The following is a 20,537-nucleotide window of genomic DNA, read 5'->3' as shown; positions in this document are numbered from 1 at the left end:
GCAAAGCAAAAATACCTTAAATTTGTGATATGTCGGGAAATACCTTTGGAAGCCTGTTACAATTAACGACTTTTGGCGAGTCGCATGGTCTTGCTATTGGCGGTATTCTGGAGGGTTTCCCTGCCGGTATTGACATTGATCTCTCGCTGGTGGCCAGGGATATGGCGCGCCGCCGCCCGGGGCAATCAAGCCTGACCACCCCCCGCAGCGAGGAGGACCAGGTGGAGTTCCTTTCTGGAATCTTCGAAGGCCGCTCGCTGGGCACTCCTATTGCCTTCCTGATCCGCAACAAAGATACACGTTCAAAAGATTACAATGCGCTCAAAGATGTCTACCGTCCTTCGCACGCCGACTATACCTGGGAGAAGAAGTTTGGCCTGCGCGACCACAGGGGCGGGGGTCGCTCATCGGCCCGTGAAACCGCAGCCCGCGTTGCAGCCGGGGCACTGGCCAAAATGCTGCTGGCCAGGGCAGGGGTCGAGGTGCTGGCCTGGGTTTCTGCTGTCGGGCCTTTTGAAGCCCGGGTGGATCAGGATACCGTAAACCCAGATCAGATAGAGTCCAACCCCTTGCGCTGTCCTGATCCTGCGGCCGCCAGCCAAATGATGGAATATATCGAACACCTGAAAGCTGCGGGCGACAGCACCGGCGGGGTGATCACCGGCTTGTTGCGGGGCGTGCCTGGAGGACTGGGAGAACCTGTCTTCGATAAACTGCAGGCCGAGCTTGGAAAAGCCATGCTCAGCATCAATGCCGTGAAGGGCTTTGACTATGGCAGTGGCTTTTCGGCCGCCGCCATGAAAGGCTCCGAGCATAACGATGCCTTCAGCACAGGCCCCAATGGGGAGGTGATAACCCTCACCAACCGCTCGGGGGGGATTCAAGGGGGCATCAGCAACGGACAACCTATTTATTTCAGGGTGGCATTCAAGCCCGTAGCCACCATCGCATCGGCCCAGCAAACCATCAACAAAAAGGGCGAAGCGGTGACCCTTGAAGCCAAAGGCCGCCACGACCCCTGTGTGGTGCCGCGCGCCGTGCCCATTGTCGAGGCCATGGCTGCGCTTACCCTGGCCGACCACCTGTTACGAAATAAGGTAGCATCCCTGTAAGGGAACAGGCCTGGTCTTTCGTCTGATATTCTGTTTTCAGATATATAATATTTTTGAAACAACCCATTAAAGCATTACAGAAATGGTTAAGAAAACGCTGAAAATTGCTGGCATCATTATTGCCTTTATCCTGTTGTTGCTCCTGATTTTGCCCTTTGCTTTTAAAGGGCGCATCGTAGAAAAGGTAAGAACCGAGATCAATAAAAACCTGAACGCCACCGTTGAGCTCGGCGACATTAGCCTGTCGCTGATCCGCAACTTTCCCAATGCCTCACTGGGTATGAACGATTTGAAGATCATCGGGGCGGAGCCCTTCGCAAAGGATACCCTGGTAGCCATCGAGCGCACCCGCCTGACCATCGACCTCTTTAGCCTCTTCGGGGATGGTGGCTTTGAGGTCAAAAGAATCAGCCTCACCCGGCCCGATCTTCTGCTGAAGGTGCTGGAAGATGGTACGGCTAACTGGGACATTATGAAGGAAACGGAAGAAGAGGAAATTATTGATGAGGAAGCCTTTGTGCTCCACCTGAAAAGCGTGAAGATCGCTGAGGGCAAAGTTGCCTATCTTGACGATGAGGGGGAAATTTATGTGGATGTTGATGACCTGAACGGAGTTCTAAAGGGCGACCTGAGCCTGGATGTAACCGACATCTCTACCCGCAATGCCACCATAGGTTCCTTCAGCCTGCGCTACGGACAGCTGCCAATCCTGTCGAATATTGCGGGGAAGGTTTCCGCTAAGATGGAAGCCAATCTGGTGGATTATGTTTACACCTTCAGCGACAATGAATTTTTGCTGAATGAACTTCCCGTGAGCTTCGACGGGATGATTTCCCTTCCCGGTGACGATATCGTGATGGATTTTACCTTCAGTGCCCTTCAGTCTGATTTCAAAAACTTCCTGTCCATCATTCCTGCCGTTTACACCGAGGACTTCAGTGCCCTGAAGACCTCCGGCAGTATGGAGCTTGAGGGTTTCGTGAAGGGGACTTATAATGATGATGAAACGCCTGGCTTTGGCCTGAAGCTTGGCATACAGGACGGGATGTTCCAGTATCCTGATCTGCCGGCCTCGGTGAGCAATGTGCAGCTCAGGCTGAATGTTGATAATCCCGGCAAGGACCTTGACTTGACAGTGGTTGACCTGCCTGTGTTGAAAATGAACCTGGGCGGCAATCCACTGGATGCCAAACTGACCCTGAAGACACCGGCCAGTGACCCGGATATAGATGCCCTGCTCATTGGTCGCATCGACCTGGGTGAGCTCGGCCGTTATTACCCCCTGCCTGAAGGGACCACCCTGAGGGGCATCCTGGACAGCGACCTGCAGGCCCGCGGAAAACTGTCGGCCATTGAAAACAAACAATACCAGGACTTCTTTGCCGAAGGGCATTTCAAGGTGAATGAACTGGTGTATGCCTCTCCCGATTTGCCCCAGACCGTGGAGGTGTCGCGTGCTGAATTGCAGCTTTCGCCCCAGTTCGTTAGCCTCCCCGCCTTCTCCCTGAAGATGGGCGAGAGCGACCTGAATGCTACTGGTCGAATTGACAACCTGCTGGGCTACCTGCTCGATGACCAGTTACTGAAGGGAAGCTTTGAAACCCGTTCCGACTTCTTCAACCTCAACCAGTTGATGGAAGGCCTGCCCGAAGATGAAACGGAAGATACAACCGAACTGTCTGTGATCAAGGTGCCCGCTAATATTGACTTTACCCTGCGTTCACGCTTCGAACGCCTGGCCTTTGGCAAACTTGACATCACCGATGCAGCAGGGATGATCCGCCTGGCTGATGAAAAGGCTATACTTGAAGGCCTCAGCATGGACCTGCTCGGGGGTTCGCTTTCCCTGAACGGCTCCTACAGCACTGCAGGTGATTTACCTGAAGTGGATTTTGGCCTGGATATTTCGCAGTTCGACATTCAGCAGGCATTCAATGCCTTTAACACATTTCAGATACTTGCTCCTGTCGGGGAATATGCCCTGGGTAACATTTCAGGAAAACTGAATCTGAGCAGTATGCTCGATAACTCCCTGAAGCCCTTACTGGAAAGCCTCACTGGCTCGGGCAGCATGAGTTCACCGTCCTTGTCACTGGAGGGTAGCCCAGCCATGACCAAGCTGGCCGACCTGACCAGAGTGGATGCTTTTAATCAAATCTCCATTCGCGACTTGATGCTCAGTTTTGAATTTCAGGACGGCAGGGTGGATGTGAGTCCCTTCAACCTGGAATTCGGGCAATCGAAGGCTACGGTCAGTGGCAGCAACTTCTTCGATCAGACCATCAGCTATGTGATGAATATTGAAATGCCTCGTGAGCAGTTTGGCGGGGCTGCCAACCAGGTGCTCGATAACCTGGTGAACCAGGCAGCGGGAAAGGGCTTGAATATCATCCCGGGCCAGACGGTAAACCTGGATGTGATCATTGGGGGCACTTTTACCAATCCTGAAGTGAGCTTTGGCCTCTCGGGGCTGATGGATGATTTGACGGGGCAAGTTCGCGACCAGCTTGAGCAGCGCGTGCTGGATGAAGTTCAGGTTGTGCGTGAGCAGGCAGAGGACCGCGTGCAGGAGGAAGTTGATGACGCCCGCCAAAAGGTCCAGGCTGAACTCGATGCCCGGGCCGATCAGATCATGCAGCAAGCACAGCGTCAGGCCGATAACCTCAGGCGCGAGGCAACCTCAGCGGCCGAACGCATCCGCAAGGAAGCCCGCGACCAGGCCCAGCGCCTCGAGAACGAAGCTTCAGGCCCCATCGCCAAAGCAGCAGCCCGCCGTGCCGGTGAAGCCCTTATCCGCGAAGCTGATCAGCGAGCCGCACAGGTGGAACAGGAAGGCGAAAGCAATGCCCAGCGCATTGTCAGCGAAGCCCGGCAACGCGCCGACCGCATCCGGGCAGGGGAAGAAGGTGAGAATGAATAATGAAAAATGAAAAATAAAGCATGAGGCGTGGGGCATTGTGCATGGAGCAAGGGGAAAACCTGAAACCTGGAACATTGAACCCTGCCTGCCAGCAGGCAGGCTTGAACCCCTAACTACAAACCCCTAACCTTAAATCTTTTTCAGGAAGCTTTCGGCATGCACCACATATCGGGTGTGCGTTCCCATGCCGATCTGCCCTTTTTCGTCATAAGCGCTTACGCGGAAACTAAGTTTATTGCCTTCCACTTCCAGGAGCTCGCACTCAGCCGTGACGGTCATTCCCACGGGGGTGGCCTTGATGTGGCGGATATTGACTTCTGTGCCTACTGTAATGAATCCTTCTTCCAGGAAAGGCTGCACGCTGAGGTGGGCGGTGTTTTCCATCAGCCCGATCATGGCAGGCGTGGAAAAGACCGCTACGATGCCCGATCCGTAGGCTTCGGCCGTATCCTTTGGCGTTACCTTCAAACTAGATTTTCCTTTGATGCCGGGTTTCAATGTATGGACCATAGGGTGGTTTTTTTGCAAAAATAGGAAAATCAGCCCAAAGCGATTTCATTTCCTGAAGTGAGGCCGATCATTCTCTCCATTTTTCCCGGATTGGAATGCGGCAATTGTCAATTCTGTTTCGTAAAGGGTTCAGCACCGAATCTTGTTTGGATCAAATTCTTTGTTCGACCGTATCATAAACGGGTCATAAACGTTTTAAAACGTTTATGACCCGTTTAAACTACGTTTAAAGTTCGACCCTGATACGACCCTGGATCCTGGAAGGCAGGGGTGACCTAAAAATGAACCCTTTCCTGTCTGTATGAATTAACAATCAGGATGTCGGGCCGGAAAAAACAAACCGCACCGACATTGCTGCCGGAGCGGTCATCCACCAAAATACAGGATACGAATCAGGAGAAATTTTTATCGGTTTTCAGCACGCTGAGGGCTGATGCCTGCCGGGCGCTTCACACAGTCGCCGGTAACGGCTTCAGTGGTTTGTACGGTTTGTACCGCTGGGCTTCCGCAATCGCCGGCAGCTTTGACAGCTGCAGTTTGCACTGCGGGGGTTCCGCAATCGCCTGTGGCGCTGGTGGCGGCAGTTTGAACGGCAGGAGTCCCGCAATCACTGGCAGCTGAAGTGCTGGCAGTCTGAACGGCAGGAGTTCCGCAATCACCGGCAGCAGAGGTGCTGGCAGTCTGAACGGCCGTGCTGCTGCAGTCAGCGGCTTTGGTTGCATTGGCTGTCTGGGTAGCGCTGCTACCGCAATCGCTTGCTGCTGCCTGGGTACTGGCGGTTTGGACTGCCGGTGTGCTGGTGCATCCGGCTTCAGCTGTTTTGGCTGCTGCCTCACAACACGCTTGTTCAGTTTTGGTCTCTTTGGCTACAGGTTCGTCTGCAAATAATACCAGTCCGGTTCCAGCAAAAAGAAAGAGCCCGAATATGCTTGTTAAAAGTACTTTTTTCATAATTGTCAATTTTTAGTGAGAGGATGTTATTCTTATTTAGACCAAATTTAAATAAAAAAACTTTTGAAACAAACATTTTATTCAAAAAAAATCAAAAAAAATCATCGTCAAATAATTATAAAATGTACACCAACAAGATAATTATATAGCTCTGGTTAAAACCGCTGAATAAATAATTCTACTTAAGGGGTTGATAAGCAATGGGTTGACTAAAATAGTTTCATGAGTAAGTTGTTTATTACTTTGCTTTCAAAAGGTCTGATTTGTTATTATTTTTACAGAATGAACGGGTTTTCGTGATTTTTGAGGGGTTTTCTGATAAATTTGCAGGTTCGGGTATAGCCACGAAAATGCTTATTAATACTATCTATTTGAATTGTTATGATAAAAAAGAAATGGATCCTGATCAGCCTGGGGATAATAATCCTTGCAGCGCTGTGGTATTTTTTACGTTCTGAACCGGTAGTGGTTGAGACCATTACTGTTCCGGTTGAGCGCGGCGATTTTAAGATCACGGTTTACACCAGCGGTGAGCTGGAGGCCAAGAATTCGGAAGAAATTCAAGGGCCTTCCAATTTGCGTTCGGTAGGGGTTTATAACGTCCAGATTGCTGAGTTGATTCCCGAGGGAACCGTTGTAGATGAAGGCGACTGGGTGGCTACGCTCGACCGCACCGAAATCACCAGCCGCCTGAAAGATGTGGAAACCGAGCTGGAAAAACTGCAGACCATGCATACGCAGACCATGCTTGACACCACTATGGATCTTCGCAATGCGCGCAATGACCTGATCAACCTCGAGTTCAGCTTTGAGGAGGCGCAAATTTCCCTCGACCAGTCGCGTTTTGAGCCCCCGGCAACCATCCGTCAGGCGGAAATTAATCTGGATAAGGCGCAGCGGGCCTACGACCAGGCCAAGACCAATTATGAATTGCGTCAGCGGCAGGCACAGGCCAAGATGCAGGAAGTCAACGCTTCCCTCAGTCAAATCCAGCGCCGGTATGATAACATCGTTTCGGTGATCGACGATTTTGTGATTTCTGCCCCCCAGGATGGCATGGTGATTTACCGTCGCAACTGGGATGGCACCAAGGTCACCATCGGATCGCAGATCAGTACCTGGGACAATGTGGTGGCAACCCTGCCCGATTTCTCCGTGATGATGTCGCGAACCTTTGTCAATGAAGTCGACATCAGCAAGGTGAAGCCCAACCAGCCCGCCGAAGTGGTCGTGGATGCCTTCCCCGAAAAGAAGTTTACGGGCTTCGTGACCGAAGTGGCTAATATCGGCGAGCAACGCCCCAACCAGGACGCGCGGGTGTTTGAGGTGAAGATCCAGATCAACGAGGCGGATACCATCCTCCGGCCGGCCATGACCACCAAGAACACCATCATCACCCACGTGGAGGAAGATGTGTTGTTTGTGGCTATTGAAGCCATTCACGGCGATAACGATCTGACCTGGGTGTACCTCCAGGACCACAACAAAGTGGTGAAGAAGGAAGTTTCTGTTGGGCTGCGGAATGAAAACCAAATCATTATTGTGGAAGGCCTGAAAGAAGGCGACCAGGTGTTGCTGACCATTCCTGAAAATGCGGATGAGTTAAAACTCATTGAACTTTAAGCGGCTATTGATGGAGTATTTCGAAAAGTATTTCTATAACCTGAACATTGCCTTTGAGGCAGTCATTGCCAATAAGTTCCGGTCGATGCTAACCGCCCTGGGCATCATTTTTGGTGTTGCAGCAGTTATTGCGATGCTGGCCATTGGCAACGGGGCCCGGCAGGAGATCCTCGAGCAAATGAAGATGGTGGGGGTGAACAACATCATCATACGGCCACTATTTGCAAAGGACGAAAGCCAGGACGAGTCCCAGCGAGGGAAGTTCTCGCCGGGGCTGACGCTGGCTGATGTGGAAAGCATCCGCGAAGTTGTTCCCACCGTAAAGAAACTAAGCCCCGAAGTGGAGATCAGCACTTTTGCCATGAACGAAGGTATCCGCAGGCCGGTCAGGGTAGGTGGCGTCACGCCGGATTATTTCGAGGTGTACCGCCTGAAGATCGCCCAGGGCGAAATGTTCTCGGAGGCCCACCTGAAAGAGGGCGCCCCAGTGGCCATCATTGGCAACAACATCAGGGGCATCTTTTTTGGCAGTTCAAATCCCATTGGTAAACAAATCAAGGCTGGCAGCAATTGGCTTACGGTAATCGGGGTGGTGGAAGATCGTCTGGTTACCGAGGATGCCATTGAGAACCTGGGGGTGAGTGAATTCAACAACGTGATCTATACGCCGGTGCAAACCCTGCTGCTGCGTTTCCAGGACCGCTCGGCCATTTCGGTAGCAGAACTGCAGCAGAGCAGACGAGGTGGAGGCCGCGGGCGCGGTAATTTCGTCGTAATTGGCGGGGTGGCTGCTTCCAGTGAGGAAGACCAGGCGAAGAATTACCATCAGCTCGATCGTATCACGGTGCAAGTGGAAAATTCCGAACAACTGACACCTTCGGCCGATGTCATCCAGCGCATGCTGATTCGCCGGCATTACGGTGTGGAGGACTTTGAGGTCATTGTTCCTGAACTGTTGCTGGAACAGGAACAGCGCACCAAGGATATTTTTAACATTGTGCTGGGGGCTATCGCCGGTATCTCGCTCATTGTAGGCGGGATCGGCATCATGAATATCATGCTGGCTTCAGTGATGGAACGCACCCGTGAGATCGGTATCAGGCTTGCCGTGGGTGCCCGCAAATCGGATGTCGTGTTCCAGTTTCTCTCAGAATCCACCATTATCAGCGTCAGCGGGGGCATCCTCGGAATCTTCCTGGGTATCGGGCTCTCAAGGGCCATTATGCATTTCACGGATATTCTCACCATCGTATCGCCCGAATCCATCCTGGTCTCCTTTGGGGTGGCTGCCACGGTGGGCATTGTTTTTGGCTATATGCCGGCGCGTAAAGCCGCTGAAAAGGACCCGGTGACCTCGCTCAGGTATGAGTAGGAAGTCGAGGTTAAGGTTAAGGTTGAGATTGAGGTGGAGGTTGAAGTTTGGCGATTGAGGAGAATTTCTGCTCCTTCCCGGTTGAAAGCAATTGGCAAGGTGGAAGGGTTTGGGCTTTTGGGAAAATTTTACGATTTTTGTTTGTAGTAAACTGAAATCATTAAAAGCCAGCGATATGAAAAAATTTGCAATCGTATTAAGCGGATGCGGGGTCTTTGATGGGAGTGAAATTCACGAGGCCACCCTCAGCATGTATGCCATCAAAAGGCAGGGCGGGACCTATGATGTGTTTGCCCCTGACATTGTGCAGCACCACGTGGTGAATCATATCACTGGGCAGGAGATGCCCGAGACACGTTATGTGCTGGCCGAGTCGGCACGCATAGCCCGCGGGAAGATCCAGGCGCTGAATCATTTTAACCCTGCTGATTACGATGCCCTGCTGTTTCCCGGCGGATTCGGGGCAGCCAAGAACCTGAGCACTTTTGCCTTTGATGGCCCCGATTGTAAGGTTAACGAAGATGTGGAAAAGGCCATAACCGGGATGCATCGTGCAGGGAAACCCATTGGCGCCCTTTGCATCTCCCCGGTGCTGCTGGCCAGGGTTTTGGGTCAGGGCGAACTGACCATCGGGAAGGATGAAGGCACTGCTTCAGCCATCGAAAAGATGGGCGCCATCCATAAAACCACCGGGCACGGGGATGTAACCATTGACAAGCAAAACAATCTGTTTACTACGCCTTGTTATATGCTCGATGCCGACATTGCCCAGATCGGCCAAGGGGCGGAAAATTTGGTGAAGGCGATGATGGAGGAGATGAGAAGGAAGTAGGGGTTGTGGAGGTTATCATTGTTATCATTCCTGCCTGCCGGTAGGGAGGGTTGTCTTTGTTGTCGGATATCTGGGACAAGGCGTACAATTTAATCAACAAAATAACAAAGACAGCCTGACAACCTGACAACACTTAAAATGCTGCTGCTATGATCTTCCCGTGGTCAAATGCCAGGGGCGGCAGGTCGTTGAGGGGGAACCAGCGGGTATTGCTGGCATCGCTGCCGGCTTTGGGATGGTGGCTTTCATTTGCACGGGCAAGAAAGGCTACGGTAATGGTGCGGTGACGGGGGTCACGGTCGATGGCACTGAAAGCGCCTATCTGAATAAAGTCAAGTCCTTTAAGCCCTGTTTCTTCTTCCGTTTCGCGGGCTGCACATTCTTCGAGGGTTTCATCCATATCCATAAAACCGCCGGGCAAGGCCCACATCCCCTGGAAAGGGGGTGAGGCACGCTGTATCAGCAGCACCATCGTTTGCTCTTCTATCTCCTTCAGGATTACTGCATCGGCCGTAATGGCCGCACGGGGATAGGCATAGGTGTATTCCATAGCTGGTATTAAATGTGGAATCGGTGGTAATCCTTAAGCTCAAACTCCTTGCGCTTGATTACCTCCTGCGTTTTTTTGGCGATGATTATAAAAACATCCAGCTGCTCATCCCTAAACCACTGGATGGCTTCGTCATCGCCCCTGGAGGCATCGGCCAGCTTCAACAATAGTTCAAAATCGTGCTTTTTTAGCCAGTAGTAGGCTTTTTTGTCGTCCCACACCGCTTTTGTGAATGCCCCAAAATGGGGAAACTTATTTTTCATCAGCCAGTCGAAAGCCTCCTCGTTCAGGTGAATGGCATTGGCAATGGCAGCGAGTTCAGGATAGCCGTTTTTGAGCAACCAGTAAAAAATGTCGTGGTTCTCATCAATGGCTTCCGAAAGAGCGATCAGTATTTTTGGAGGGTAATTTATCATAAGGATGTTGCTTATCTGATCAGATACATTTTCCCCATTTCGCGGTGGAAGAAACGGCTTGCTGCGGTGGGATTTCTTTCGATTTCCTCACCGTTAATGTTGGTGATGATGCGGTAGAGATACACGCCATTGGCCAGCCTGTCGCCATATTCATCGGTACCATCCCATGCGTACTGGGTGATGTTGCGCCCGATGCGCAGGGGCCCCAGTTCTTCCATGTCGATCTCTCGCACCACCTTTCCGGTGATGGTCAGAATCTGTATGCGGAAGAAGGTGGGCAGCTCCGACCCCGTAAGGGTAAACACAAAATGGGTAGCCGTGCTGAACGGGTTGGGCCAGTTGAGTACTTCGGTGATGGTGCTGCGGTTGATCACCTCGAAGCTCACCGTGTAATCTTCATCGCCTGATTCGTTGAGCGACTTATCGGAGGCCTGAATGCGCAAATGATAGGTACCATCCTCAAGGAATTCGGGATCGTACTCGATGACGCAGGTGTTGTCGGGCAGGCTGGCAGGGAAGAATCGCATTATCTCTTGTCCGCCCTCAGTGAAATAAACCCTCTGTGATTCAGGCTGCAGGGGCGTCTGCAGGAAGACTTTTAACAGGGAGGTGTCGTTGAGCAGCAGGAACTGATTTTCATCGTTGAGGGTGATACGGACGTGGGGCTTGGGTGATACTACTTCCCCGTCGAGAATGCGGATACCATCGAAGGTCACATCGAGCAGGGGGTTGGCCTTGTCGCGTTCAACATAAAAGGGCAAGCTGCCAATGTTGTTAAAGAGGTATTGTTCCAGCTGATCGTTATCAGGATTGACCTCTATCCAGAAGGTGTTGTTTCCCAGCAATCCCCGGGTGGAGAACTGAACGGTATCGATCAGGCTCTGTCCTGCCAGCAGGGGCGCCTGGCGGGGATAGGCGATGGGATGCGTCTGGCGGTTCTCGTCCACAATCCAGTAGCGTACCAGCAAGCTGTCCATATCGTAATTGCTGATGTTGGTGATGGCCGTGCTGAAGATCAGGTCCTGCCCCTCCTGCAGTGTGTCGGCCTGGAACACAAAATGTTTTCCCGGGTCAAGGGCCGCTTCCGGGATCCCTTCGTGTAATACCTGCCAGCGATCCATCTGGGCAGGGGTGCGGTTGATGTTGTCGAACATGTTTACGCGCAACTGCAGCAAGGGATATTGACTGGCATCGATGCTGTCGCCCAGGTTGTGGATATCGGTTTGGCTGGGCGAAAGGTCCTCGTAAAGCAGGACGGGTTCCCCGCCGGGTTGCATTGCAAAGACGTCGAGGCTCACTTCATCAGTATTGGGCTCTTCCAGGCTGTTTTGACGCCAGTGGATGGACTCCCAGCTGCTGGCAGGGCCGATGGGTTCGGAAAGGATGAAGCCCCTGTTCCAGTTGGTTTCCAGGCTGTCTTCGATCTGGATGATGGAGGTGATGGTTTGACCGATGGCTTCATTGGCTGAGCCGATGGCTTGCCCTTTCTGTCCCCAGATGAGGTAAGGCAAATTATTGGGCAGGTTGCGTATCAGGCCACTGCCAAAGGCTTCAAAGCTTTGTTTGAGTTCTTCAGAAAAATTCTCTGCATAATGGTTGCGGTGGCTCCAGGCCATTATGTAATGATCATCGGGGATGCTGTCGAGAAAGATACGCACGCGCTCACGCCACTCATCGGTATGTGTATAGAAATCAAAACCTGTCCGGCTGCTTACTGTGCAATGGTTATTGCCGAACTGCCCCAGGCCATCGCCCTGCGGAATGCTTAGCCAATTTTCGCCGCTTACCGGGTCAAAAACAAAGAATACCATGCCATGGCCGCTGGTGCTCAGGCAAGACCAGACGCGGGTCAGCACGCCATTGACACGCAGCCAGTTTTCAAAGTATTCCATATAAGGGTAATAGCCCGTCTGGGCGGCAACAGTGATCCGGTTATTCTCAAAATCCCAGAGGCGTTCCGTTTCATTGTAATTAACATAACGATAATTATTCAGCCCAAACTGGTCGAAATGGGCCTGGCTCCAACCCCTTTGCCCGCTGATGTATTGAAAAGAGCTGTTGCGCCAGTTATATTCGCCGGTATAGGTGGAGTCCTGGCTCACCCGCCAGAAATAAACCGTGCTGTCGGTCATAGACAGGGGAGGGCTCCAGGTGATGACCCCTGTCCCGCTGTTGATGTTTTCCCTTAAGGGGTTCAGGAACCTGGCGTTGGTATCCAGTTCAAAGGTGTAGTTGCGCGCCTCCCCGAAAGGGTTGCCCACCGAGGCCTTAAGTGTGACCTGTGGTTCGGGAACCACTGCGTATTTTGGTGGATAGACCGGTTGCAGGTCAGCCGATTTGATCAGCAGGCTGGTGGTGGCCAGATTATTGGATTCGTTGAGTTCTTCGATCTCATTGTAGGCGTCCAGCGTGGCGGTAAAATAATTCAGGCCAATACCATTCACCCGGTCAATGGGCAGGCGGAAATCTACGTCACTGCGGAATAGTGGGGTAGTCACCCGTTTCAGGTAGTTTTTCGTACTCCCATCGGGCAGGGTATGGACCAGCTCTACCATCATTGAATCGGTAATGGCTTTCCCGATGTTTGTGGCCCTGAGCCGCACGGTGAAGGTATCCAGCTCAGCGGTAACATCCTTTGGGATAAAGGAAATGTCGGGCTGGGTCAGCCTGTAGTCAGGCTGGGGGAAACTGTTGATTATCAGCGCGGGATCGGCGTGCAGGGCTGAGTAAAGGCTGATGTATTTCAGCGAATAAATGGGGGCCTGCAGGTCGCGGATGGTCTTACGGATGTTTTTACCGATAGACTGCCCATACATATCATAGGACAAATTCCCGAAAAAGCGGTTGGAAAATTGGTGAAGGTCTCCTGTTCCTGCAAGGGTGGTGGCTCCCATATATCCTATGGCCCCCTTGTTTTCAAGCAGGACAAAATCTTCACTGGTACTCAAATAATTGCCGAAAAGGTCACCCGAATAACAGGAGTTGGCGGTTACGAAGGGATAGCGGCCTGCGTTATCGTATTCGGAAGGCTGGTCAATGCTGATGTCGAAGCCAACCCCTGTGGCGTGGCCAAAGAAGGTCATCAGCGACACCCCGTTGTTGATGATCTGTTTCAGGGAGTCGCTCTGGTTGATCTGGATAGGTTCGGTGCTGCTCTTCAGGAAAGTGCGCACATACCCTCCGAAATAGGGTGCTTCCAGCTTTTCCTTGTATTGCCTGAGGTAGTTGTAGAGGAAAACCTGTTCGATCTGGCTGCTGCCCCCACCAAAATGCAGGATGTTTTTCATCCAGTCCTGGGGCTCTTGCTGGGCGGCTTCATATTCGATGACCTTATTGAGGTAAAGGTTCACGTGGGCCGGGTTGCGAGCTGAAAGCCTCCCGGTGGCCAGGGCGGGAGCATATTGGTAGCCGTCGAGGCCCGCGGTGATCAGGGCATCCGAGCTTCTGTCCCCAAAAGAAGGCACCAGGTTGGCAGCATATACCGAAGCATTTTTTCTTGCACTGCGGGCGTCAATGCCCTTGCCCACCAAGAAGAGGTACTCGGGAAGTGCCTCGGGATTCCGGTCCATAACAAAGCGGACAAAGTTGCGCAGGGCCAGGGGGTGCTTGAAGGTGCCATAGGCATATTGGTGCATGAGTTCATCCACCTCGGCCATCAGCACCTGTTGACCCGTGCTGTTGCGGTAGTTCATATATTGGGTGGCGGCATCCCACAGGCTGTGATGGGTGATGAGCAGGTAATCGGCCTCCAGGTAGGGTGGGCTGCCGAAATTTCGGAAACGGGCAAATTGCGAAGGATTCGTGCTTACTGGTTGAACCTGATCCACGGCTTTGATCCTGGCAGAGGAGGTCAGGAAAAGGCTCCTTAACTGGGTTCCGTCGGGCACCAGGGCTTTCCATTGTTCACCCTCCAGTAACACCGGGATCTGGCGGTTATTGCCCAGGTCGAAGACCCATACAGTATCATTTTCTGTGGCGTCAAAACTGCTAAAGTTGATCAGCGTCTTGCTTTCATTGCCTGCCGGGAGTTCCAGTTTCAGCTGGGGCAGGTTGCGCAGGTTCCAGCTATGGGGATAGCGTACCTGGATGTAAATAATGGCGCTACGGTCAACGGGGCTGTTCAGGTTGTTGATGGAGGTGAACACAAAGGGGGTGCCCGCAGGGTTTAATGATGAAACGTTCACATTACGGGTAAACTTCAGCAGTTTATAGCCGTCATACAGGGTATCGATCAACTGGCTGGCAAACTGGATCTGGAGGTGGTGATCCGGACTTAGGGTGGCATAATTGGAGGCACCAGCCACAGCCATATCAATTCTGGCCTGTGGACCAGCCAGATAAAGGTTGGGGGTAGGAATGGTCTTGCTGCGGCTCTGCCCCAGGGTGAGGGCAGCATCAAACCAGCCTTGCGCCTGGGTGTATTCGGGATCGGTGATCCCGACATTATTGGTTTCCCCTGCATAATAGGTGCCGGTATAATCCTGGCGTTCCGTATGCCAGAAATAAGGGGCTGGGGTATACCCTTCAAAGTTAATGTCGGTTTCCAGAACAAAACGCCGGTTGTTCAGCAAGCTGTTCCAGGTGAGGTAATAGGTGGCCGTGTCGGTATAAAGGCTGTAGTTGGGGTTGGGATGAAACTGGGAGCCCTTGTAAAGCTCTTCATCCAATTGGCCGTCATTGCGATCGCCATAAAAGAGGATGTAATCTCCGGGCTGAAACAGGCCGCTTTGCTCATTGGCGACCACGATGGGCTGTTCCTGCCCCCTGAAGAATAGTTGAAAACTCCTGGGATCAAAGCTTCCCAGGGGTACCCCTGCATCCAGCAAGGCGCCATAGCTGATACGGTAAAGGCCCTGTTCATATACCTTGATGGTGAAATACTGCTGGTTGTAGTTGATCCATTCGTTGCCAAAGGGCGCCTGGCCAAAACTCAGCAGGCCTAAGAACAGGAGGATGATATGTATTAGGGTCTTTTTCAATGGTATAGGTCCTTATTCTGCCGTTTCATTTCGTTCCCTGCGGTCGATGTTAAACCGGAGGGAAAAGATATTGGAATAGAGGGCAACGCTTTGGTCGCCAACGTCGGTTAGCGCATAATCGATGCTGAGCCGTTCGCCCAGGTTGATGCCCAGGCCCATATTGAACTGCATGCTTCCGCGGGTGGTTTCATCATTGCGGGTATAGCGCTGGTAATTGCCAAGACCGGTACGCAGAAAAACCAGGTTTTTATACGACAACTCAAGCCCCAGGCTGGGGTCCAGACTGAAGGGGTCGCCCTTGATCATTACGTTGCGGCGGCCATCGGTGGTGATGACCATATCGAGGGAGGCCTGTAAGCCAAAGTCCTGGTAAAAGCTGAACTGCCGTGCTGCACCCAGGACTATCCGTGGCAGGGTGACCTCCAGGCTGCTCTCGGGGATTTCATTCCCCGTCAGGGTAAACACTTCGCGCATCTGCTCATCGAAGTCATAGCTCCAGGCATTGAAGGTAGAAGTGATGTCGCGTCCCACCGCCGCAAAGTGCCAGTCTTTCCACTGGTATTGCAACCCGATATCCAGCCCGAAGCCCCAGGCGCCTGCAAAGGAACCCGCAGTGCGGCGGATGATCTTGGCATTGGCCCCGATACGCAGGTTTTCTATATTGGGAAACAGGCGGGCATAGGAAAAGAAAACGGCATTATCGGAAGCTGAGAACGAACGGATGCGGTCGTAGTTGATGTTGCCTTCGGCGTCAATAAGCTCTGAGGTGTCGGGAATATCATCCACCCCAAAGCGGATGAAGGATACGGCAAAATGGTTGTTGTCGCCAGAGCGAAAAGCCAGGGCGCCGTAGTCATAGCGCGCAATGCCTGCGAAATACTGGGTGTGCATCAGCGAAAGCTGCAAATTCGACTGGATGCGGGTCAGGCCTGCCGGGTTCCAGTAGCCTGCCGTGGCATCATTGGCCAGGGCAGTGAAAGCATTGGAAAGCCCCAAAGCACGCGCACCGACCCCAATGCTCAGAAACTCATTGCTGTACTTGGGGGCCTGGGCCTGACTGCCAAAGGCAAGCAGGCTCAGGAGGGAAAAGAAGAATAGGATGCGGCGCACTTCCATTGGCAGACAGATATCCGTTATTCAACCCAAAACCGGGCGTCCCAAATATACAAAAATTCAGGGGGATTTTTCGGTGGAAATACGGAAGCTGTCCTGCAGGAATGCCCGGATTATTTTGCCAGGGGGGATGGCTGCCCGAAACGTCCGGCAAAGACTTGTTCTTCAGGTGTCCTGCGGCGCCGCTCATTGTATTCCATTTTGGCAAATTCCTCGGGCAACTGCTCAGGAGCAGCTTGGTAGCCTATGGCTGAAACCGTCAAGGGCTGAAATTCTTCAGGAATATCGAAATTTTCTATGGCCTTCTTTTTTGAAAAACCACCCATCTGATGCATCATCAGCCCTTCCTCCATCACCTGGAAGGTCATATGGCCAATGGCTTGCCCCACATCGTACTTATAGATGTCGCTCTCCTTGCCGGTCATCTCGTAATGCTTACTGCCGATAGCCATCACCAACACCGGAGCTGTAACAGCCCATTGCTGGTTCCATTCCAGCAGGCTGTCGAAAATCTTATCCCAGGTCTCATCCCCCTTAATGCCCAGCATAAAGCGCCAGGGCTGCTCGTTGAAGCTGCTGGGCGCCCAGCGGGCCGCCTCAAAAATGCGCTGCAATTTATCGGCCTCAACAGGACGTGAATCAAACGAACGGGGGCTCCAACGGCTTTTCAGCAGGGGGTGAAGGTTCTTATCGGTAATGGCAGGCTTTTCCATTGTGTTTTTGTTTTTGTTCAATTAACAAAATCGACCTGCATTTGTTTGATGTTTTTTTTGATAAGATTAACTAATTGGTGAAAATTTTTGTTATGGATGGATTTTCCCTTAAATTTGGAAAAGCGAAGAGAATGGGATGATGTGCTGATGTGGTAATTAGTTGATTACACGGATAAGGTCCTGGGACTTAACCTTAACCTTAACCTTAATCTCAACCTTAACCTCAACCTTAACCTTAACCCGAAAGCTGAATATTATGGAAGAACATAAGCAAAGCGCCGAGCAGCGCATACTGGAGGCTGCCACCCAGAACTTCCTTTTCAGGGGGTATGCGGGCGCCCGCATGCAGCAGATCGCCGATGATGCCGGGGTCAACAAGGCCCTGTTGCATTATTATTTTGAAAGCAAGGAGTTGCTGTTTCGCAAGGTGATGGAAGACGCCCTTACGGGCTTTGCCTCGCTAAGCGAAATGGTGGTCGATAAGCAGGCCGCAACCCTTCGGCAGCGCCTGCAGATGCTGGTCGACCGCTTTCTGCAGGTCCTGTTGCGCAAGCCTTTCCTGCCGGGATTTATCCTGCAGGAGGCCCAGCAACACCCCGAAATGATGTACCCCATACTGGAAAGCTACAAGGCCGACCTGAACGCCCTGCAGCAGGAGATCAACGAAGAAGCCTTGCTGGGGCGGATGCAGGCGGTGGATGCCCGTGAACTGTTGGTCAATATGTTCTCTGTATGCCTGTTCCCTTTCCTGGCGATGCCATTGATCAGCCAGGTATTGTATCCAGGCGGTGAAGAAGCCCTGGGGCGCCTGCTCGACCAACGCAAAAAAGCTGTGGATGAGCTGGTACTCGAGAAGGTGTTTAAGGTTTAAAGTTCAAGGTTCAAGGTTCAAGGTTTAGGCTGCTGGGTGTCACGTTTTAAGGTATCAGGTTTCGGGTGTCAGGTGTCAGGTTGTAGGTTTTGGGTGTTGGGTTTTTGTAAATCGCAAATCGCAAATCCCTGCCTGCCGGCAGGCAGGGTTAACCGTTAATCATAAATCAAAATGAAAGCTCTAAAACTTCTCCCGCTCGTAATTTTCGCTTGCTCCTTCCAGCCTCTCCTGGCCCAGGACAAATCTCCCATCACCCCTGAATTGCTCTGGCAGATGAAGCGGGTGGGCAATCCCGAGGTTTCACCCGATGGGCAATGGACCGTCTTTACGGTGAATGAATGGGACATTGAAGCCAATAACTCAGCCACCGACATTTATTTGCTTAACAACGCCACAGGCGAACAGCGCCGCCTTACCTTTAGCGGGAAAGAAGGGTCACCTGTGTGGAGCCCTGATGGAACCCGCCTGGCATTTGTTTCACGTCGTCATGATGGCCCGGCTCAGGTCTATATCCTGCCGCTTCAAGGCGGGGAAGCCCAAAAAATCACTGACCTGCCCGTTGGCGTCTTTGGCCTCAAATGGTTCCCCGATGGCAACCGGATTGCATTTGCAGCCAACATTTTGCCTGAATACAATGGCGATTGGGATAAGCTGCGCGAACTGCAAAAGAAAATGAGCGAAAGCAAGGTGACCGCCAAAGTGACCGAAAACGCCATGTACCGCTACTGGGACCGCTGGCTTACGGATGGTTATTACCCCCGCCTGTTCAGCCTTGAGCTGCAGTCAGGCAAGGTGACCGACCTGATGCCCCATACGGTGAATTATTTTGATATGATGGGCGGGGTGAGCTATGATATTGCGCCCGATGGCCAAAGCATTGCCCTTAGCATGAACACCACCCCGCCGCCCTATGAGGACACCAATTACGATGTCTTCCTGCTGGCCACCGACGGCAGCGGGCAAATGACTAACATCACCCCTGAAAACACGGCCGACGACAGCAGCCCGGTGTTCAGCCCCGATGGTCGCTATGTTCTCTACGGGAAGCAAAATATTTCCCACTTTTATGCCGACCGCGTGGTGATGACCCTTTACGACACCCGGACTGACTCAAAAAACCCACTCAGCGAAAACATCGACCTCTCGTGCTCCGACTGGTTCTGGTCAGCCGACGGGCGCACCGTGTATTTCCACGCCGAAGACCAGGCGATGCAGTCCATCTTCAGCATCCCGGCAGCAGGTGGGCAGCATACCCGCCTCTTTCATTCAGGCACCAACAGTGGGGCACAACTATCTGGCACCCAGACCCTGGTCTTTAACCACCACAACCTCAGCAGTCCTGCTGAGTTGTACCGCCTCGATTTAAGCCGTCGCGACGGGCTCAGCAAAATGACCGCATTCAACGATGACATCCTCAGGAAGATAGACTTTGGACGCATTGAGAATGTGACTTTCAAGGGCGCCAACGATGCCGATGTGCAGATGTTCATCAACTACCCGCCCAACTACGATCCCTCGAAAAAATATCCCCTGGTGATGATGATCCACGGGGGTCCCCACGGCACCTTTGGCGACTACTGGCACTACCGCTGGAACAGCCACCTCTTCGCCTCGCCCGGATACATCGTGGCCTTCCCCAACTTCCACGGCTCCACCAGCTTCGGACAGGACTTCGCCATCAGCATCCACGGCGAGAATGCCAACAAGCCCTTCGAAGACATTATGAAAGCCGCCGATTACCTCATTGAGCGGGGCCTGGTGGATGAGAACCGTATGGCTGCTGCAGGCGGGAGCTATGGTGGCTATATGGTCAGCTGGATTGCAGGCCATACTGACCGCTTTGCCGCCCTGGTGAATCATGCCGGGGTGTACGACCTGCACCTGCAGTTTGCCAGCGACTATTCGGGCAATCGCGGTGCACAATATGGCGGCACCCCCTGGGAGAACTTCGACCGGCTCAACAGCCAGAACCCCTCACAGTTTGCCCACAACTTCAAAAGCCCGATGCTGGTCATCCACGGCGAGCGCGACTACCGCGTGCCCATCAACCACGGCCTCCTGGTGTACGGCATTTACAAGGCGATGGGCCTCGATGCCCGCCTGGTGTATTTCCCCAACGAAAACCACTGGGTCCTTTCGCCCCAAAACTCCATTTTCTGGTATAATGAACTTTTCAACTGGTTTGGGCGTTATTTAAAGGATTAAAACACCTTTGCTAACGGTTTGATAACCAGTGAGTTTTTTGAGAAGGTATTCAATTAATAAAATATTTTCATTACCTGTCTGTTTTTTCGACGGATGAATGAATAATATTGCTAAATTTGCTACTTATGTGAAATTGGGCGAAATGTGTTTTGTTGGCGGTAAACGTTCGTAAAAACCCGGAAGACTGCCTGCAAATTTCCCCAATGAAAATTGTTTTTTGAATTTAAATGCCCAAGGGCTTTAAAATATAGGAGGTTGGATATGATAAAAAAAATACATTTCACCGAAGTGAAAATCTTATTGGTTTTATTATTGTTTTTTTCTAATGGTTTCATTGGGTTTTCTCAGGACTTTATTTTTAATATTAACG

At 52.1% G+C, this 20,537-nt stretch carries 14 protein-coding genes; 7 read left to right on the top strand and 7 right to left on the bottom strand.

Going from position 1 to position 20,537, the window contains the following annotated elements:
• Positions 1–29 precede the first annotated feature (29 nt).
• Both aroC and V2I46_11420 read left to right on the top strand, forming a co-directional pair.
• Positions 30–1,112: a chorismate synthase gene (gene aroC / locus V2I46_11425; GenBank protein MEE4178107.1), complete on the top strand. Its 1,083-nt coding sequence runs from the start codon at positions 30–32 to the stop codon at positions 1,110–1,112.
• Between the two features lie 82 nt (positions 1,113–1,194).
• A complete protein-coding gene (locus tag V2I46_11420; GenBank protein ID MEE4178106.1) occupies positions 1,195–4,032 on the top strand; it encodes an AsmA-like C-terminal region-containing protein in 2,838 nt (945 codons plus the stop codon).
• A 129-nt stretch (positions 4,033–4,161) separates the two neighbouring features.
• Here V2I46_11420 and V2I46_11415 read toward each other — a convergent pair whose 3' ends face one another.
• The gene (locus tag V2I46_11415; GenBank protein MEE4178105.1) at positions 4,162–4,542 is read right to left on the bottom strand and encodes a thioesterase family protein; all 381 of its coding nucleotides are present in this window, start codon (positions 4,540–4,542) and stop codon (positions 4,162–4,164) included.
• 405 nt (positions 4,543–4,947) lie between these two features.
• Complete coding sequence (locus V2I46_11410; GenBank protein ID MEE4178104.1) at positions 4,948–5,493, bottom strand: hypothetical protein; 546 nt, start codon at positions 5,491–5,493, stop codon at positions 4,948–4,950.
• A gap of 381 nt (positions 5,494–5,874) precedes the next feature.
• Here V2I46_11410 and V2I46_11405 point away from each other — a divergent pair, with 381 nt between their 5' ends.
• From V2I46_11405 to elbB, 3 genes are all read left to right on the top strand, one after another.
• On the top strand, positions 5,875–7,116 hold the full coding sequence (locus V2I46_11405; protein ID MEE4178103.1) for an efflux RND transporter periplasmic adaptor subunit: 1,242 nt from the start codon (positions 5,875–5,877) through the stop codon (positions 7,114–7,116).
• 10 nt (positions 7,117–7,126) lie between these two features.
• Entirely contained in the window at positions 7,127–8,488 is a 1,362-nt protein-coding gene (locus V2I46_11400; protein MEE4178102.1) for an ABC transporter permease, read from the top strand.
• Positions 8,489–8,663: 175 nt separating this feature from the next.
• A complete protein-coding gene (gene elbB, locus V2I46_11395; GenBank protein MEE4178101.1) occupies positions 8,664–9,320 on the top strand; it encodes an isoprenoid biosynthesis glyoxalase ElbB in 657 nt (218 codons plus the stop codon).
• Positions 9,321–9,453: 133 nt separating this feature from the next.
• Here elbB and V2I46_11390 read toward each other — a convergent pair whose 3' ends face one another.
• The 5 genes from V2I46_11390 to V2I46_11370 all read right to left on the bottom strand — a co-directional run bounded on the left by V2I46_11390 (position 9,454) and on the right by V2I46_11370 (position 17,091).
• Positions 9,454–9,870, bottom strand: a complete 417-nt coding sequence (locus V2I46_11390) for an NUDIX hydrolase (protein ID MEE4178100.1) — start codon at positions 9,868–9,870, stop codon at positions 9,454–9,456.
• Between the two features lie 8 nt (positions 9,871–9,878).
• Positions 9,879–10,286: a hypothetical protein gene (locus V2I46_11385; GenBank protein ID MEE4178099.1), complete on the bottom strand. Its 408-nt coding sequence runs from the start codon at positions 10,284–10,286 to the stop codon at positions 9,879–9,881.
• Positions 10,287–10,297: 11 nt separating this feature from the next.
• Entirely contained in the window at positions 10,298–15,265 is a 4,968-nt protein-coding gene (locus V2I46_11380) for a C25 family cysteine peptidase (GenBank protein ID MEE4178098.1), read from the bottom strand.
• 12 nt (positions 15,266–15,277) lie between these two features.
• Positions 15,278–16,381: a PorV/PorQ family protein gene (locus V2I46_11375; protein ID MEE4178097.1), complete on the bottom strand. Its 1,104-nt coding sequence runs from the start codon at positions 16,379–16,381 to the stop codon at positions 15,278–15,280.
• A gap of 110 nt (positions 16,382–16,491) precedes the next feature.
• The gene (locus tag V2I46_11370; GenBank protein ID MEE4178096.1) at positions 16,492–17,091 is read right to left on the bottom strand and encodes a nitroreductase family protein; all 600 of its coding nucleotides are present in this window, start codon (positions 17,089–17,091) and stop codon (positions 16,492–16,494) included.
• A 256-nt stretch (positions 17,092–17,347) separates the two neighbouring features.
• Between V2I46_11370 and V2I46_11365 the strand changes: the two genes are divergently transcribed.
• Together V2I46_11365 and V2I46_11360 are read left to right on the top strand one after the other, a co-directional pair.
• The gene (locus V2I46_11365) at positions 17,348–17,962 is read left to right on the top strand and encodes a TetR/AcrR family transcriptional regulator (protein MEE4178095.1); all 615 of its coding nucleotides are present in this window, start codon (positions 17,348–17,350) and stop codon (positions 17,960–17,962) included.
• A 171-nt stretch (positions 17,963–18,133) separates the two neighbouring features.
• Positions 18,134–20,167 carry a S9 family peptidase gene (locus V2I46_11360; GenBank protein MEE4178094.1) on the top strand — a complete coding sequence of 678 codons (2,034 nt, stop codon included), beginning with the start codon at positions 18,134–18,136 and terminating at the stop codon, positions 20,165–20,167.
• Positions 20,168–20,537: the final 370 nt, after the last annotated feature.

It is taken from the genome of Bacteroides sp. (assembly GCA_036351255.1).
Classification (GTDB): domain Bacteria; phylum Bacteroidota; class Bacteroidia; order Bacteroidales; family UBA7960; genus UBA7960.
Note: the sequence above shows the minus strand (reverse complement) of the source record. Positions and strands in the feature narration are given on the sequence as shown.